The following is a 15,936-nucleotide window of genomic DNA, read 5'->3' as shown; positions in this document are numbered from 1 at the left end:
TCCGATAACGTTTAGTGAGCCTGATCCCAGTTTTCGCCGCTACCCACTTCCACCAGCAACGGAACGTCCAGCTTCATGCTGTTTTCCATCAGTTCATGGATCTTCTGAGAGACCTTTTCCAGGTCGTCTTTATGGACTTCAAATACCAGTTCATCGTGTACCTGCATGATCATTTTCACGCGCGGTTTCTCTTTTTCCAGCCAGGCATCAACGGCGATCATCGCGCGTTTGATGATATCTGCCGCAGTGCCCTGCATCGGGGCATTGATAGCAGCACGTTCAGCGCCAGCACGGCGCGCGGCGTTGCTGGATTTGATGTCCGGAAGGTAAAGACGACGGCCATCCAGCGTTTCAACGTAGCCTTTCTCTTTCGCCTGCGCGCGGGTACGCTCCATATATTCCAGCACGCCCGGATAGCGCTCAAAGTAGAGATCCATATACTTCTGCGACTCTTTACGCGGAATGTTGAGCTGGCGTGATAGGCCAAATGCGCTCATGCCGTAAATAAGGCCAAAGTTAATCGCTTTTGCGCTACGACGCTGTTCGTTTGTCACGCTGTCCAGCGGCAGGCCAAACACTTCGGCAGCTGTCGCCCGGTGGATATCCTTCCCTTCGGCAAATGCCGTCAGCAGGCCTTTGTCACGCGACAGGTGCGCCATAATACGCAGTTCGATTTGCGAGTAGTCTGCGGAGACAATCAGATAATCCTCTGGGGCAATGAAAGCCTGGCGTATACGGCGGCCCTCTTCATTACGCACCGGAATGTTTTGCAGGTTAGGATCGGTTGACGAAAGTCGCCCGGTCGCCGCTACAGCCTGGTGATAGGAAGTATGTACGCGGCCCGTTTTCGGGTTAATCATCAACGGCAGTTTGTCGGTATAGGTCGATTTCAGCTTCGCCAGACCACGGTACTGCAGGATAACTTTTGGCAGCGGATAGTCCAGCGCCAGCTCTTCCAGCACCTCTTCAGAGGTTGAAGGCGCGCCGCCCGGCGTTTTCTTCAGCGGTTTAATACCCTGCTTTTCAAACAGGATGGTTTGCAGCTGTTTCGGTGACGACAGGTTAAATGCCTCTCCAGCAAGCTCATGCGCTTTCTGTTCAAGCTCGGTCAGGCGCTGCGCCAGCTCGCCAGAGTGATTATGCAGCACCGTTGGGTCGATTTTGACGCCGTTACGCTCAATGCGGGACAGCACAGGCACCAGCGGCATCTCAATGTTCTGGAAAACATTCAGCGGCCCTTCGTGCTTCTGCAATTTCGGCCACATTTTGAGATGCAGCTGTAGCGTGACGTCAGCGTCTTCCGCGGCGTAGCGGCCTGCTTCTTCCAGCGCGATCTGGTTAAAGGTCAGCTGATTTTTGCCCTTACCGGCAATTTCTTCAAAGGTGATGGTTTTGTGTTTCAGCCAACGATCGGATAAGGAATCCATATCATGGCGGCCCGCCACGCTGTCCAGAATGTAAGATTCCAGCATGGTGTCAAAAGCGATACCACGTAGCTCAATGCCGTAGTTTTGCAGAATACCGCGGTCGTACTTCAGGTTTTGCCCGACCTTCAGCGCTTTCTCGTCTTCCAGAATCGGCTTCAGCAGTTCTAAGGTGCGCTCGCGCGAGATCTGCTCCGGCGCATCCAGATAGTCATGCGCTACCGGAACATAGGCTGCCATACCCGGCTCCGTCGCGAATGACAGGCCCACCATATTGGCAGATATGTTATCGAGACTGTCCGTTTCGGTATCGAACGCAAATACCGGTGCTTTTTTCAGCTTTTCAATCCAGGCGACGAGCTGCGACTCTTCAAGGATGGTTTCATAGTTATCGAATGAGAGCGCTGCCGCTTCTTCTTCTGCCTGCTCTTCGGCATCGACAACAATAGTTTCTTTCGGCTTCGCCGCAGCTTTTGCCCCTTTCGCCTGAAGCCATTTCCCGGCTTCGACATCCGTGGTCCAGCGTTTAAATTCGTATTTTCTGAACAGGCCAAGCAGTTCTTCTGCGGCGGGTTCCTGCACTTCAAGCTGGTCGCAGGTAAGCTCCAGCTCGACGTCGGTTTTGATGGTGGCTAACTGATAAGAGAGGTAAGCCACCTCTTTGTTATCGGCGAGCTTTCCGGCCATGGTTTTTGCACCACGGAAGGTAAGTCCGGCAATTTTGTCGGACTCAGCGTACAGCGTATCCAACCCACCTAACCCTTGCAGCAGCGCCTGAGCTGTTTTTTCGCCCACGCCCGGCACGCCAGGGATGTTATCCGAGGAATCCCCCATCAGGGCGAGGAAATCAATAATGAGTTCTGGCGGCACGCCATATTTGGCAACCACTTCTTCCGGGCCAAGAATAGTGTTGGTCATGGTATTAATCAGCGTGATCCCAGGTGTTACCAGCTGCGCCATGTCTTTATCACCGGTACTGATCAGCACCGGACGGCCAGCCTTTTCAGCTTCGCGCGCCAGGGTGCCAATAACGTCGTCAGCCTCAACGCCCGAGACAGCCAGCAAAGGCAGCCCCATCGCTTTGACCATAGCGTGCAGCGGTTCAATCTGCGCACGCAGATCGTCAGGCATGGGAGGACGGTGAGATTTGTAATGCTCAAATAATTCATCGCGGAAGGTTTTCCCCTTCGCATCAAACACCACGGCCGCATGGGTTGGGTGGTATTGCAGAATCAGGCTGCGTAGCATATTCAGCACGCCGTACATTGCGCCGGTAGGTTCCCCTGCGCTGTTGGTCAGAGGAGGAAACGCATGATACGCCCGATAAAGGTAAGAAGAGCCATCGACGAGTATAAGTGGGTTTTCTGGGATCTGAACCATAATGTCCGTGCCTTTAATTAATTTATGGGTAAAGGATGCCACAGAAGGATGAAAACATCAGGTTTTAGCGCTTTATACAGAAAAAGATTTTGCGATCGTGAAGATCGCTCGCAAAAACAAACTGTGGATAAGTTTGTGCATATTTTTAATACAGGTGAATAACAGTTCTATAAAACTGATACTGAAAACTTATTTATCAAATAAAATCAATTAGTTGAAATTAGATCACTTAAGATCCCACCCCGCTGATGGTTATTTAGTCTATGTGGATATAAGACGTAAGCACCCTGTCTATATAGAAAATTTCGCTGCATGGTAGGAAAAGCCGCAGCCTCTTCGTGCGAAAGCGCCCTGGTCTGGGCCAATATCTGATAAGATCGGCGCCCAGCACCGGATAGCCGGCTGCTTAATTACAGCTAACTATCTGAAAAAATTCATTATGTCGAAAATACTCGCTGCGATAACCTTATTGCTAAGCGTCATTTTAACTATTCTGGTTACCATCGCCTGTTCTGTGCCAATCATCGTTGCCGGAATAATTAAGCTCCTGCTGCCCGTCCCTCCGGTATGGCGTGCAGTGTCTGCTTTTTGTAATTTTATGATGTACTGCTGGTGTGAAGGGCTGGCGATCCTGTTGTATCTGAACCCCTGGTTAAAGTGGGACGTTCAGGGCCTTGAGAAGCTGAATAAAAAGAACTGGTATCTGCTGATCTGCAATCATCACAGCTGGGCCGACATCGTTGTATTGTGCGTGCTGTTTCGCAAACATATTCCGATGAACAAATACTTTCTGAAACAGCAACTGGCATGGGTGCCTTTCATTGGTCTGGCCTGCTGGGCGCTGGATATGCCGTTTATGAAACGCTATTCACGCAGCTATCTGATTCGTCATCCGGAACGCCGCGGTATGGACGTGGAAACTACGCGCCGTTCTTGCGAGAAGTTTCGCGCGCATCCCACCACCATAGTTAATTTCGTCGAAGGTTCGCGCTTTACCGAAGAGAAGCGCCAGCAGACTCGCTCTCCGTATCAGCACCTGTTGCCGCCAAAGGCAGCGGGTATCGCAATGGCCCTCAACGTGCTGGGTGAGCAGTTTGATAAATTGTTGAACGTAACGCTCTGCTATCCGGAAAACGACAGGACGCCGTTCTACGATATGCTCAGCGGCAAGCTGACGCGTATCGTAGTCCGCGTTGATCTGTTGCCCATCGATACGGAACTGCACGGTGATTACGTTAACGATAAAAACTTCAAACGTCGTTTCCAGCTTTGGCTCAATACACTCTGGAAAGAGAAAGACGAACAGATAGCGGAGTTAAAATCTTCATACAAAAACGCCGGTCAATGACCGGCGTTTTCTTTATGTTTGTTACTTCATCTCAACCAGGTGTTTCACGGTATCAGCGTACTGTTGTACGAAGATATCCATACTGGTGGTGTCCATACCACGCATATTTACCTGGTATTTACCGTTAACATACATCGCCGGCACGCCCTGCAACTGGAAGTCAGCGGCAGCTTTTTCCTGCTGTGCCACGAGAGATTTCACCACAAAACTGTTCCAGGCAGCGTCGTAGTCTTCACCTTTCACACCGGCATCAACAAACACTTTACGGATATCTGCCGTAGTTTGTACGGTCTGGGTTTTCTGTACGGCTTCAAACATAGGCGCGGTGATCTTATCTTCCACACCCAGCGCAATCGCAACCGCCCATGCCTGAGTCAGATCTTTACCCAATGGGCCAAGGAACTCAACGTGGTATTTCGTCATTTTGGTGCCTTCCGGCAGCTTTTTCTTCACGTTGTCAGAAACATGAAGTACCTGCTCAAACTCGTAGCAGTGCGGGCAGTAGAAGGAGAAGAACTCCAGCACCTGAGGCTCGCCAGCTACAGGCTTGTCCAGCGTAATGTACTGCTTGCCGTCGGTAAACTGCGCAGCAGTTGCGCTAAATGCCAGAATCATACCAGCCAGCGCCAGCCAAATTTTTTTCATGATTAACTCTCTCCTGGGTGTGTCCAATTAATACATCGGCGTTAATTGCAGAGGGGGTTCCTGTAGAACCTTAACCTGCTCGGTAAATGTGGATATCTGGTTGCGCCAGTAATCCTCCCCGGTAAGCCAGGGGAAATTTCGGGGAAAAGCCGGGTCTTCCCAACGCCTGATTAACCACGCGAGATAATAAACAAATCGCATCGCACGTAAAGGCTCTATCAGGGCAATTTCGTCTGAATTAAAGGGGCTAAATTCTTCATAAGCTTCAATTATGGTCTCAAGCTGCATGCGCTGCTCGGCTTTATCACCGTTGAGCAGCATCCACAGATCCTGCACCGCAGGTCCCATACGAGCGTCATCAAGATCGACAAATAGCGGGCCGTCGCGCCAGAGAATATTCCCGGCGTGGCAGTCACCGTGCAGGCGTAGTGCGGTAATATCATCCCGCCAGCAGGCTTTTACAGCATCAATAAGCTTATCGGTCGCCGTGAGGAAATTATCCTTAAGCGCCTTTGGGATCAGCGCCGATGTTTCGAATACCTCTCGCGGCTCAATAAGATATTCCTGAACACCAATCGTCGGTCGGGCAACAAACGATTTTTTACGTCCCGTCTGATGAATGCGCCCCAGATAACGGGCAACCCATTCCATCTGATCGATATTATCTGCCTCAAACTGTCTTCCGCCCAGGCTCGGAAATACCGCGTAGTAAAAACCCTGATGGGTCAGCAGCGTTTGGTTATTAAATTTGAGCGGTGCCGCAACGGGAACATCGTCATCCAGCAGATCGTGGGCAAACTGATGCTCTTCCTGAATTTGTTCTGCGGACCAGCGCTGTGGCCGGTAAAACTTTACGACAAAGCGCTGGCGCTCTTCGTCCTGAAATTGGTAGACACGGTTTTCGTAGCTGTTTAAAGGGGTTAACCCGGAATCCACCCGAATACCCTGCTCGAACAGCGCATCCATAATGGTATCCGGGTGTAGTGTCTGGAAAGTAAAAGCCTGGTCGTTCATCCGATCATCCGGAAATTATACGAATGATTCAGGATATCATCTTGTGGCGATTTCGGTGGCTCCGCTTACAAGCTTTTACTCTTTAATTACGCCTCGGGCGCGCAGTAATGCAGTTTTAAAATCCTCTTCATAATCTTTCTGAATACCAGGAATAACAGCATCTTTAGCCGAGTCACGCATTTTGAGGTGGTAGATCAGGATGTCATCAGAAAGGTCTGCCAGTTCGCCATCAAAACCTGACTCTTTCGCCAGTTTCTGTAAAAATTGCATCAGATTCAGCTCTGGCTCTTTTTGCCAGGCCGGCTGGAGAAGCTCAATGACTTCATTAAGACGTTTACATTTCATGGTAGTGCTCCTTTCATTTAGAGAGACACGTTAGCAGGGTCAATCCCACAATAAAAGAGGCGATATTCGTGAATCAATGCCAGGAAATCATCGGGGTCGTTCTTGCCGGAGGCAGGGCAACGCGAATGGGCGGAAAAGATAAAGGTCTTCAGCTCCTGAACAACACCCCCTTATGGCAGCATGTTGCTGATACCCTGGCAAATCAGGTGTCGTCGATGGCGATCAGCGCTAACCGACATGTTGATATTTACCAGCGCAGTGGATATCCGGTTTATCAGGATAAGCTTGTGGACTACCCCGGCCCGCTGGCGGGAATGCTTTCCGTTATGCAGCAGTCGCATGGAGAGTGGTTTCTCTTTTGTTCATGTGATACGCCCTTCATCCCGTCCTGTCTGGTTGAACGTCTGGTGCAGCGGTGCGAGGGTGCTCCCGTCGTCTGGGTACACGACGGCGAACGCGACCATCCGACGATCGCATTGATTAATCGCTCGTTAATATCTGCGCTGGAAGATTACCTGGCCGCAGGAGAGCGACGCGTCATGGTATTTATGCGCCAGTCAGGAGGGCATTCCGTTGATTTCAGTGACATGAAATCGGCGTTTGTGAATGTAAACACGACGGAAGATTTGCAGATGATGCAGGAGAAGAAATGATACCCGTATTAGCGATCTCTGCCTGGAGCGGCACCGGGAAGACTACGCTGCTAAAAAAGCTGATACCTGCACTTTGCGCTAAAGGTATTCGTCCCGGATTGATTAAGCACACGCACCATAACATGGATGTCGATAAGCCGGGGAAAGACAGCTATGAGCTGCGTAAGGCTGGCGCTGCACAAACGATGGTGGCGAGTAACCAGCGCTGGGCGTTAATGACAGAAACTCCGGATGAAGCATCGCTGGATCTCGCTTATCTTGTCAGCCGGATGGATCATTCCACGCTGGATCTGGTGCTGGTTGAGGGGTTTAAGCACGAGGCTGTTGCGAAGATCCTGCTGTTCAGAAACGGTGCCGGGCATGATGTAAGTGAGTTAACGCTGGATGAACATGTGATTGCTGTGGTCAGTGACGCTGCGTTGACGCTGGAAGTACCGGTTCTGGATTTGAATAATGTGGAGGGGATTGCAGAGTTTATTTTGGCGTGGTGTGCAGTCTGAGATCTGCCGGGTGACGGCTTCGCCTTACCCGGCCTACCGTTTTTCGACGTATAAACGCAAAAAGGCCATCCTTTCGGATGGCCTCTTCACTTGTTTGATGCCTGGCAGTTCCCTACTCTCACATGGGGAGACCCCACACTACCATCGGCGCTACGGCGTTTCACTTCTGAGTTCGGCATGGGGTCAGGTGGGACCACCGCGCTAAAGCCGCCAGGCAAATTCTGTTAATCTGTATCAGGCTGAAAATCGTGTCTGTCTCTTCGCCGAAACAGCTTCGGCGTTGTAAGGTTAAGCCTCACGGTTCATTAGTATCGGTTAGCTCAACGCATCGCTGCGCTTACACACCCGACCTATCAACGTCGTCGTCTTCAACGTTCCTTCAGGAGACTCAAGGTCTCAGGGAGAACTCATCTCGGGGCAAGTTTCGTGCTTAGATGCTTTCAGCACTTATCTTTTCCGCATTTAGCTACCGGGCAGTGCCATTGGCATGACAACCCGAACACCAGTGATGCGTCCACTCCGGTCCTCTCGTACTAGGAGCAGCCCCCCTCAATTCTCCAGCGCCCACGGCAGATAGGGACCGAACTGTCTCACGACGTTCTAAACCCAGCTCGCGTACCACTTTAAATGGCGAACAGCCATACCCTTGGGACCTACTTCAGCCCCAGGATGTGATGAGCCGACATCGAGGTGCCAAACACCGCCGTCGATATGAACTCTTGGGCGGTATCAGCCTGTTATCCCCGGAGTACCTTTTATCCGTTGAGCGATGGCCCTTCCATTCAGAACCACCGGATCACTATGACCTGCTTTCGCACCTGCTCGCGCCGTCACGCTCGCAGTCAAGCTGGCTTATGCCATTGCACTAACCTCCTGATGTCCGACCAGGATTAGCCAACCTTCGTGCTCCTCCGTTACTCTTTGGGAGGAGACCGCCCCAGTCAAACTACCCACCAGACACTGTCCGCAACCCGGATTACGGGTCTACGTTAGAACACCAGCCATTAAAGGGTGGTATTTCAAGGTTGGCTCCACGCAGACTGGCGTCCACGCTTCAAAGCCTCCCACCTATCCTACACATCAAGGACCAGTGTTCAGTGTCAAGCTATAGTAAAGGTTCACGGGGTCTTTCCGTCTTGCCGCGGGTACACTGCATCTTCACAGCGAGTTCAATTTCACTGAGTCTCGGGTGGAGACAGCCTGGCCATCATTACGCCATTCGTGCAGGTCGGAACTTACCCGACAAGGAATTTCGCTACCTTAGGACCGTTATAGTTACGGCCGCCGTTTACCGGGGCTTCGATCAAGAGCTTCGCGTTGCCGCTAACCCCATCAATTAACCTTCCGGCACCGGGCAGGCGTCACACCGTATACGTCCACTTTCGTGTTTGCACAGTGCTGTGTTTTTAATAAACAGTTGCAGCCAGCTGGTATCTTCGACTGATTTCAGCTCCGCCCGCAGGGGCTTCACCTACATATCAGCGTGCCTTCTCCCGAAGTTACGGCACCATTTTGCCTAGTTCCTTCACCCGAGTTCTCTCAAGCGCCTTGGTATTCTCTACCTGACCACCTGTGTCGGTTTGGGGTACGATTTCGTGTTACCTGATGCTTAGAGGCTTTTCCTGGAAGCAGGGCATTTATCACTTCAGCACCGTAGTGCCTCGTCATCACACCTCAGCGTTAATAAGGTACCGGATTTACCTGGAACCTCCGCCTACATGCTTAAACCGGGACAACCGTCGCCCGGCTGACATAGCCTTCTCCGTCCCCCCTTCGCAGTAACACCAAGTACAGGAATATTAACCTGTTTCCCATCGACTACGCCTTTCGGCCTCGCCTTAGGGGTCGACTCACCCTGCCCCGATTAACGTTGGACAGGAACCCTTGGTCTTCCGGCGAGTGGGCTTTTCACCCGCTTTATCGTTACTTATGTCAGCATTCGCACTTCTGATACCTCCAGCCCCCCTCACAGGACACCTTCAACGGCTTACAGAACGCTCCCCTACCCAACAACACATAGTGTCGCTGCCGCAGCTTCGGTGCATGGTTTAGCCCCGTTACATCTTCCGCGCAGGCCGACTCGACCAGTGAGCTATTACGCTTTCTTTAAATGATGGCTGCTTCTAAGCCAACATCCTGGCTGTCTGTGCCTTCCCACATCGTTTCCCACTTAACCATGACTTTGGGACCTTAGCTGGCGGTCTGGGTTGTTTCCCTCTTCACGACGGACGTTAGCACCCGCCGTGTGTCTCCCGTGATAACATTCTTCGGTATTCGTAGTTTGCATCGGGTTGGTAAGCCGGGATGGCCCCCTAGCCGAAACAGTGCTCTACCCCCGAAGATGAATTCACGAGGCGCTACCTAAATAGCTTTCGGGGAGAACCAGCTATCTCCCGGTTTGATTGGCCTTTCACCCCCAGCCACAGGTCATCCGCTAATTTTTCAACATTAGTCGGTTCGGTCCTCCAGTTAGTGTTACCCAACCTTCAACCTGCCCATGGCTAGATCACCGGGTTTCGGGTCTATACCCTGCAACTTAACGCCCAGTTAAGACTCGGTTTCCCTTCGGCTCCCCTATACGGTTAACCTTGCTACAGAATATAAGTCGCTGACCCATTATACAAAAGGTACGCAGTCACCCCATAAAGAGGCTCCCACTGCTTGTACGTACACGGTTTCAGGTTCTTTTTCACTCCCCTCGCCGGGGTTCTTTTCGCCTTTCCCTCACGGTACTGGTTCACTATCGGTCAGTCAGGAGTATTTAGCCTTGGAGGATGGTCCCCCCATATTCAGACAGGATACCACGTGTCCCGCCCTACTCTTCGAGTTCACAGCATGTGTGCTTTCGTGTACGGGACTATCACCCTGTACCGTCGGACTTTCCAGACCGTTCCACTAACACACAAGCTGATTCAGACTCCGGGCTGCTCCCCGTTCGCTCGCCGCTACTGGGGGAATCTCGGTTGATTTCTTTTCCTCGGGGTACTTAGATGTTTCAGTTCCCCCGGTTCGCCTCGTTAACCTATGTATTCAGTTAACGATAGTGCAACGGATTGCACTGGGTTTCCCCATTCGGACATCGCCGGGTCAAAGGTTCATATCACCTCGCCGGCGCTTTTCGCAGATTAGCACGTCCTTCATCGCCTCTGACTGCCAGGGCATCCACCGTGTACGCTTAGTCGCTTAACCTCACAACCCGAAGATGTTTCACTTCTGATTGCGAAAATTTGAGAGACTCGAACACACATGAGCTGTGTGTCGTTTCAATTTTCAGCTTGATCCAGATTTTTAAAGAGCAAATATCTCAAACATGACTCGCAAGTCAGTTTTGAGATATGACGGCAGGTGACTTTCACTCACGAACCAGCAAGTGGCGTCCCCTAGGGGATTCGAACCCCTGTTACCGCCGTGAAAGGGCGGTGTCCTGGGCCTCTAGACGAAGGGGACGTACAGTCTCAATCGCAAGACGCCTTGCTATTTACTTTTCATCAGACAATCTGTGTGAGCACTGCAAAGGCAGGTTCTTTAAGGTAAGGAGGTGATCCAACCGCAGGTTCCCCTACGGTTACCTTGTTACGACTTCACCCCAGTCATGAATCACAAAGTGGTAAGCGCCCTCCCGAAGGTTAAGCTACCTACTTCTTTTGCAACCCACTCCCATGGTGTGACGGGCGGTGTGTACAAGGCCCGGGAACGTATTCACCGTGGCATTCTGATCCACGATTACTAGCGATTCCGACTTCATGGAGTCGAGTTGCAGACTCCAATCCGGACTACGACGCACTTTATGAGGTCCGCTTGCTCTCGCGAGGTCGCTTCTCTTTGTATGCGCCATTGTAGCACGTGTGTAGCCCTACTCGTAAGGGCCATGATGACTTGACGTCATCCCCACCTTCCTCCAGTTTATCACTGGCAGTCTCCTTTGAGTTCCCGGCCGGACCGCTGGCAACAAAGGATAAGGGTTGCGCTCGTTGCGGGACTTAACCCAACATTTCACAACACGAGCTGACGACAGCCATGCAGCACCTGTCTCAGAGTTCCCGAAGGCACCAATCCATCTCTGGAAAGTTCTCTGGATGTCAAGAGTAGGTAAGGTTCTTCGCGTTGCATCGAATTAAACCACATGCTCCACCGCTTGTGCGGGCCCCCGTCAATTCATTTGAGTTTTAACCTTGCGGCCGTACTCCCCAGGCGGTCGACTTAACGCGTTAGCTCCGGAAGCCACGCCTCAAGGGCACAACCTCCAAGTCGACATCGTTTACGGCGTGGACTACCAGGGTATCTAATCCTGTTTGCTCCCCACGCTTTCGCACCTGAGCGTCAGTCTTTGTCCAGGGGGCCGCCTTCGCCACCGGTATTCCTCCAGATCTCTACGCATTTCACCGCTACACCTGGAATTCTACCCCCCTCTACAAGACTCTAGCCTGCCAGTTTCGAATGCAGTTCCCAGGTTGAGCCCGGGGATTTCACATCCGACTTGACAGACCGCCTGCGTGCGCTTTACGCCCAGTAATTCCGATTAACGCTTGCACCCTCCGTATTACCGCGGCTGCTGGCACGGAGTTAGCCGGTGCTTCTTCTGCGGGTAACGTCAATCGACAGGGTTATTAACCCTGTCGCCTTCCTCCCCGCTGAAAGTACTTTACAACCCGAAGGCCTTCTTCATACACGCGGCATGGCTGCATCAGGCTTGCGCCCATTGTGCAATATTCCCCACTGCTGCCTCCCGTAGGAGTCTGGACCGTGTCTCAGTTCCAGTGTGGCTGGTCATCCTCTCAGACCAGCTAGGGATCGTCGCCTAGGTGAGCCGTTACCCCACCTACTAGCTAATCCCATCTGGGCACATCCGATGGCAAGAGGCCCGAAGGTCCCCCTCTTTGGTCTTGCGACGTTATGCGGTATTAGCTACCGTTTCCAGTAGTTATCCCCCTCCATCAGGCAGTTTCCCAGACATTACTCACCCGTCCGCCACTCGTCAGCGAAGCAGCAAGCTGCTTCCTGTTACCGTTCGACTTGCATGTGTTAGGCCTGCCGCCAGCGTTCAATCTGAGCCATGATCAAACTCTTCAATTTAAAAGTTTGATGCTCAATGAATTAAACTTCGTAATGAATTACGTGTTCACTCGTTGAGACTTGGTATTCATTTTTCGTCCGAGGACGTTAAGAATCCATGTCACTTTGAGTGCCCACACAGATTGTCTGATAAATTGTTAAAGAGCAGTGCCGCTACGTTTTCGCTGCGGCGCGGGGTGTGCATATTACGCTTTCCCGCTTCAGAGTCAAGCGTTTATTTTGCTTTTCTCTGCTGACCCGGCGGCTTGCGTGCCGTTGTTCCGTGTCAGTGGAGGCGCATTATAGGGAGTTCTTCTGAAGTGACAAGAGGTAATTTAAAAAAAGTTTCTGACCGTGTTTTTTTTCACCAAAAGCGATGAGATCAAGCTACAAATTGTTCTAATTGATGTATCTGCAACCACAATCACCCCTGAGATGGCATAATTAGCCGCATCAATATTTAAGGAATAAAAGCGATGCCATTAAGCGCACAACAGCTGGCAGCTCAAAAAAACCTGTCCTATGTGCTGGCAGAAAAGCTGGCTCAGCTGATCTTAGCGGGTAAATATGCCCCAGGTAGCATCCTGCCCAGCGAGATGGAGCTGGGGGATCAGTTTGGTGTAAGCCGTACCGCCGTTCGCGAAGCGGTAAAAACATTAACGGCGAAAGGGATGGTGCTTCCACGCCCGCGCATTGGCACCCGCGTTATGCCTCAGGGGAACTGGAACTTTCTCGATCAGGAGTTACTCACCTGGTGGATGACCGAAGATAACTTTAATCAGGTCGTCGATCACTTTCTGGTCATGCGCAGCAGTCTTGAGCCTCAGGCCTGTCTGCTTGCCGCCACGCTCGGCACAGCAGAGCAAAAAGCGCAGCTCAATACTTTTATGGAAGAGATGGTGGATCTGAAAAAGCACTTTAACCGCGAGCGCTGGATAGAGGTCGATATGGCCTGGCATGAACATATCTATAATATGAGCGGAAATCCTTTCCTGACCTCCTTTGCTTCTTTATTCCATTCTGTGTACCACACTTACTTTGCCTCTATCACACAGGATGAGGTGGTGAAGCTGGATCTGCATCAGGCGATAGTCGATGCCATTCAGGAAAGCGACGGGCAGCGAGCCCTGAGTGCGTGCCAGGCGTTGCTGGCCGCGCCAACCCACCAGCAGGTAAATAAATGACAGAGAAAAAAGCACGCAGTATGGCCGGATTGCCGTGGATTGCAGCCATGGCGTTCTTTATGCAGGCACTGGATGCCACTATCCTCAATACCGCCCTTCCCGCAATAGCCCAAAGCCTTAACCGCTCCCCACTGGCGATGCAATCCGCCATCATCAGTTATACCCTGACGGTGGCGATGCTCATTCCGGTCAGCGGCTGGCTGGCCGATCGTTTCGGCACGCGCAAAGTGTTTATGCTGGCGGTGACGCTGTTCACCCTCGGTTCTCTGGCTTGCGCCCTCTCTACCTCTCTGACGGAACTGGTTATCTTCCGCGTTCTACAGGGGATAGGCGGCGCGATGATGATGCCCGTCGCACGTCTGGCGTTATTACGCGCCTATCCGCGCAGCGAACTGCTCCCGGTGCTCAACTTTGTGACTATGCCGGGGCTGGTCGGTCCGATACTTGGCCCGGTTCTCGGCGGCGTACTGGTGACCTGGGCAAGCTGGCACTGGATCTTCCTGATTAATATTCCGATTGGTGTGGCAGGGCTAATCTATGCCCGCAAATATATGCCGAACTTCACCACACCACGACGCAGCTTCGATATGGGCGGCTTCTTCCTGTTTGGCCTGAGCCTGGTCCTGTTCTCCAGCGGGATGGAGCTGTTTGGCGAGAAAATCGTAGCGACGTGGCTGGCGCTGGCCATCATTCTTAGCGGTATTCTGCTGTTCCTTCTATATATCCGTCATGCGCGTCGCCATCCGACACCGCTTATCTCTTTATCTCTGTTTAACACCCGAACGTTTTCCGTCGGGATCGCGGGCAATATTGCCTCGCGTCTGGGCACGGGCTGCGTACCGTTCCTGATGCCGCTGATGCTCCAGGTCGGTTTCGGCTATCCGGCCCTGATTGCTGGCTGCATGATGGCCCCCACAGCGATGGGCTCAATTCTGGCAAAATCGACGGTCACGCAGGTGCTGCGCTGGTTTGGCTATCGTAAGACGCTGGTTGGCGTGACGATCTTTATTGGATTGATGATTGCGCAGTTCTCCCTGCAATCTGCGGCGTTACCCATCTGGATGCTGATCCTGCCGCTGTTTGTGCTGGGTATGGCCATGTCGACGCAGTTTACGTCGATGAACACCATCACCCTTGGGGACCTCACCGACGAGAATGCCAGCAGCGGCAACAGCGTACTGGCGGTCACTCAACAGCTGTCGATCAGCCTCGGGGTTGCCATGAGCGCGGCGGTACTGCGGTTTTATGAAGGGTTTGACGGTACAAATACCGTTGAGCAGTTCCACTATACCTTTATCACCATGGGCGCCCTTACCGTGGTATCGGCGGTGGTCTTTATGTTGTTAAAACCAAAAGACGGCCGGAACCTGATTAAAGAGCGTCATAAAGAGAAGGCTAAACCGAACCGCGTTCCATCAGAACAGGAGTAAGCTGCAAACGTTGCTGTTGCAGCGTGGGCTGAGCCATGCGGTGGATCAACACATCGATAGCCAGCTCACCCAGTTCATCCTTCGGCTGATGAATGGTGGTCAGCGGCGGCGTCATGTAGCGCGCCAGTTCGATATCATCATAACCGACGATCGCCATGTCGTCCGGAACACGTAATCCCGCCTGATACAGCGCCTGATAAGCTCCGAATGCCATCGCATCGTTACCGATAAACACCGCCTGCGGGCGCGGCTCTTGCGCCAGCAGTTTCTGCATTGCTTCAAATCCACCATTAAATTCGAAATCGCCGGTGATGCGATAGCCATCAGGAATGGCAAGCCCCGCCCGTTCCATGGCCGAAAGATAGCCTTCCAGACGCAAGCGCGCCGGGGTTTTATCCAGCGGGCCGGTAATACAGGCGATGCGGGTATGGCCTTTATCTATCAGATGCTGGGTCGCCATATCGCCACCCAGCAGCGAGTTATCCTGGATCAGATCGCTGGTGCCGTCGAACGGCGCCCAGTCCATCATGACCGTAGGAATAGAAGGGTAGCGCTGAATGATCTCTTTCGAGGGTTGATGCGTTTCGGTACAGAGCAGCAGCAGCCCGTCGACGCGTTTTTGCATCAGCGTCTCCAGGTTTCGGTTCATGCGCTGCTCATCGCCTTCGGTATTGCACAGCACCAGGCTGTAGCCGCGCTCGAAGCAGCTGCGCTCCACGCCGCGCACCAGTTCAGAATAAAAAGGGTTGGTACTGGCGGTGATCAGCATGCCGATGGTGCGCGTCTGGTTAAGCTTCAGGCTGCGGGCCAGCGCAGACGGCGCATAGTTGAGTTCTTTAATTGCAGCGTCAACTTTCTCCCGAATCGCCTCGCTGACGAAGCGATCCTTATTGATAACGTGGGAGACAGTCGAGGTAGAAACGCCCGCCATACGGGCGACATCTTTCATTGTGGCCAAGCG

Annotated in this window: 10 protein-coding genes, 1 tRNA gene and 3 rRNA genes; 5 read left to right on the top strand and 9 right to left on the bottom strand. The window is 52.3% G+C overall.

Annotated features, from left to right (window positions below; translation table 11 throughout):
* Positions 1-11: 11 nt before the first annotated feature.
* Positions 12-2,804, bottom strand: coding sequence for a DNA polymerase I (gene polA / locus AC4OVS_RS22350; RefSeq protein WP_022649856.1), 2,793 nt, complete (start codon positions 2,802-2,804; stop codon positions 12-14).
* Between the two features lie 439 nt (positions 2,805-3,243).
* On the opposite strand from polA, the gene yihG reads away from it, so the two are divergent.
* Positions 3,244-4,152 (top strand): 1-acylglycerol-3-phosphate O-acyltransferase, YihG family, encoded by a 909-nt coding sequence (gene yihG, locus AC4OVS_RS22345; RefSeq protein ID WP_022649857.1) that lies wholly within the window; start codon positions 3,244-3,246, stop codon positions 4,150-4,152.
* A 21-nt stretch (positions 4,153-4,173) separates the two neighbouring features.
* Here yihG and dsbA read toward each other — a convergent pair whose 3' ends face one another.
* From dsbA to AC4OVS_RS22330, 3 genes are all read right to left on the bottom strand, one after another.
* Positions 4,174-4,797 (bottom strand): thiol:disulfide interchange protein DsbA, encoded by a 624-nt coding sequence (dsbA, locus tag AC4OVS_RS22340; RefSeq protein WP_022649858.1) that lies wholly within the window; start codon positions 4,795-4,797, stop codon positions 4,174-4,176.
* 27 nt (positions 4,798-4,824) lie between these two features.
* Positions 4,825-5,811, bottom strand: coding sequence for a serine/threonine protein kinase (locus AC4OVS_RS22335; RefSeq protein ID WP_022649859.1), 987 nt, complete (start codon positions 5,809-5,811; stop codon positions 4,825-4,827).
* A gap of 75 nt (positions 5,812-5,886) precedes the next feature.
* Complete coding sequence (locus AC4OVS_RS22330; RefSeq protein ID WP_003861904.1) at positions 5,887-6,156, bottom strand: YihD family protein; 270 nt, start codon at positions 6,154-6,156, stop codon at positions 5,887-5,889.
* Between the two features lie 68 nt (positions 6,157-6,224).
* Here AC4OVS_RS22330 and mobA point away from each other — a divergent pair, with 68 nt between their 5' ends.
* Both mobA and mobB read left to right on the top strand, forming a co-directional pair.
* A complete protein-coding gene (gene mobA, locus AC4OVS_RS22325) occupies positions 6,225-6,809 on the top strand; it encodes a molybdenum cofactor guanylyltransferase MobA (protein WP_022649860.1) in 585 nt (194 codons plus the stop codon).
* On the top strand, positions 6,806-7,309 hold the full coding sequence (mobB, locus tag AC4OVS_RS22320; RefSeq protein WP_491922724.1) for a molybdopterin-guanine dinucleotide biosynthesis protein MobB: 504 nt from the start codon (positions 6,806-6,808) through the stop codon (positions 7,307-7,309). Before mobA ends, mobB begins: the two co-directional genes overlap by 4 nt.
* A 99-nt stretch (positions 7,310-7,408) precedes the next feature.
* On the opposite strand, the gene rrf is transcribed toward mobB, so the two are convergent.
* The 4 genes from rrf to AC4OVS_RS22300 all read right to left on the bottom strand — a co-directional run bounded on the left by rrf (position 7,409) and on the right by AC4OVS_RS22300 (position 12,382).
* Positions 7,409-7,524, bottom strand: a 5S ribosomal RNA gene (rrf, locus tag AC4OVS_RS22315).
* Between the two features lie 69 nt (positions 7,525-7,593).
* A 23S ribosomal RNA gene (locus AC4OVS_RS22310) occupies positions 7,594-10,498 on the bottom strand.
* A gap of 182 nt (positions 10,499-10,680) precedes the next feature.
* Positions 10,681-10,756: transfer RNA gene (locus AC4OVS_RS22305), tRNA-Glu, on the bottom strand.
* Positions 10,757-10,840: 84 nt separating this feature from the next.
* A 16S ribosomal RNA gene (locus AC4OVS_RS22300) occupies positions 10,841-12,382 on the bottom strand.
* Together the 16S, 23S and 5S rRNA genes with 1 tRNA gene alongside form the textbook arrangement of a ribosomal RNA operon.
* 455 nt (positions 12,383-12,837) lie before the next feature.
* On the opposite strand from AC4OVS_RS22300, the gene AC4OVS_RS22295 reads away from it, so the two are divergent.
* Together AC4OVS_RS22295 and mdtD are read left to right on the top strand one after the other, a co-directional pair.
* Entirely contained in the window at positions 12,838-13,545 is a 708-nt protein-coding gene (locus AC4OVS_RS22295; RefSeq protein ID WP_023298937.1) for a FadR/GntR family transcriptional regulator, read from the top strand.
* The gene (gene mdtD / locus AC4OVS_RS22290) at positions 13,542-14,975 is read left to right on the top strand and encodes a multidrug transporter subunit MdtD (RefSeq protein ID WP_491922723.1); all 1,434 of its coding nucleotides are present in this window, start codon (positions 13,542-13,544) and stop codon (positions 14,973-14,975) included. Before AC4OVS_RS22295 ends, mdtD begins: the two co-directional genes overlap by 4 nt.
* Here mdtD and rbsR read toward each other — a convergent pair.
* Complete coding sequence (rbsR, locus tag AC4OVS_RS22285) at positions 14,941-15,933, bottom strand: ribose operon transcriptional repressor RbsR (RefSeq protein WP_072202236.1); 993 nt, start codon at positions 15,931-15,933, stop codon at positions 14,941-14,943. The genes mdtD and rbsR overlap by 35 nt on opposite strands.
* Positions 15,934-15,936 lie beyond the last annotated feature (3 nt).

This window comes from Enterobacter sp. 4974935, from assembly GCF_058661735.1.
Note: the sequence above shows the minus strand (reverse complement) of the source record. Positions and strands in the feature narration are given on the sequence as shown.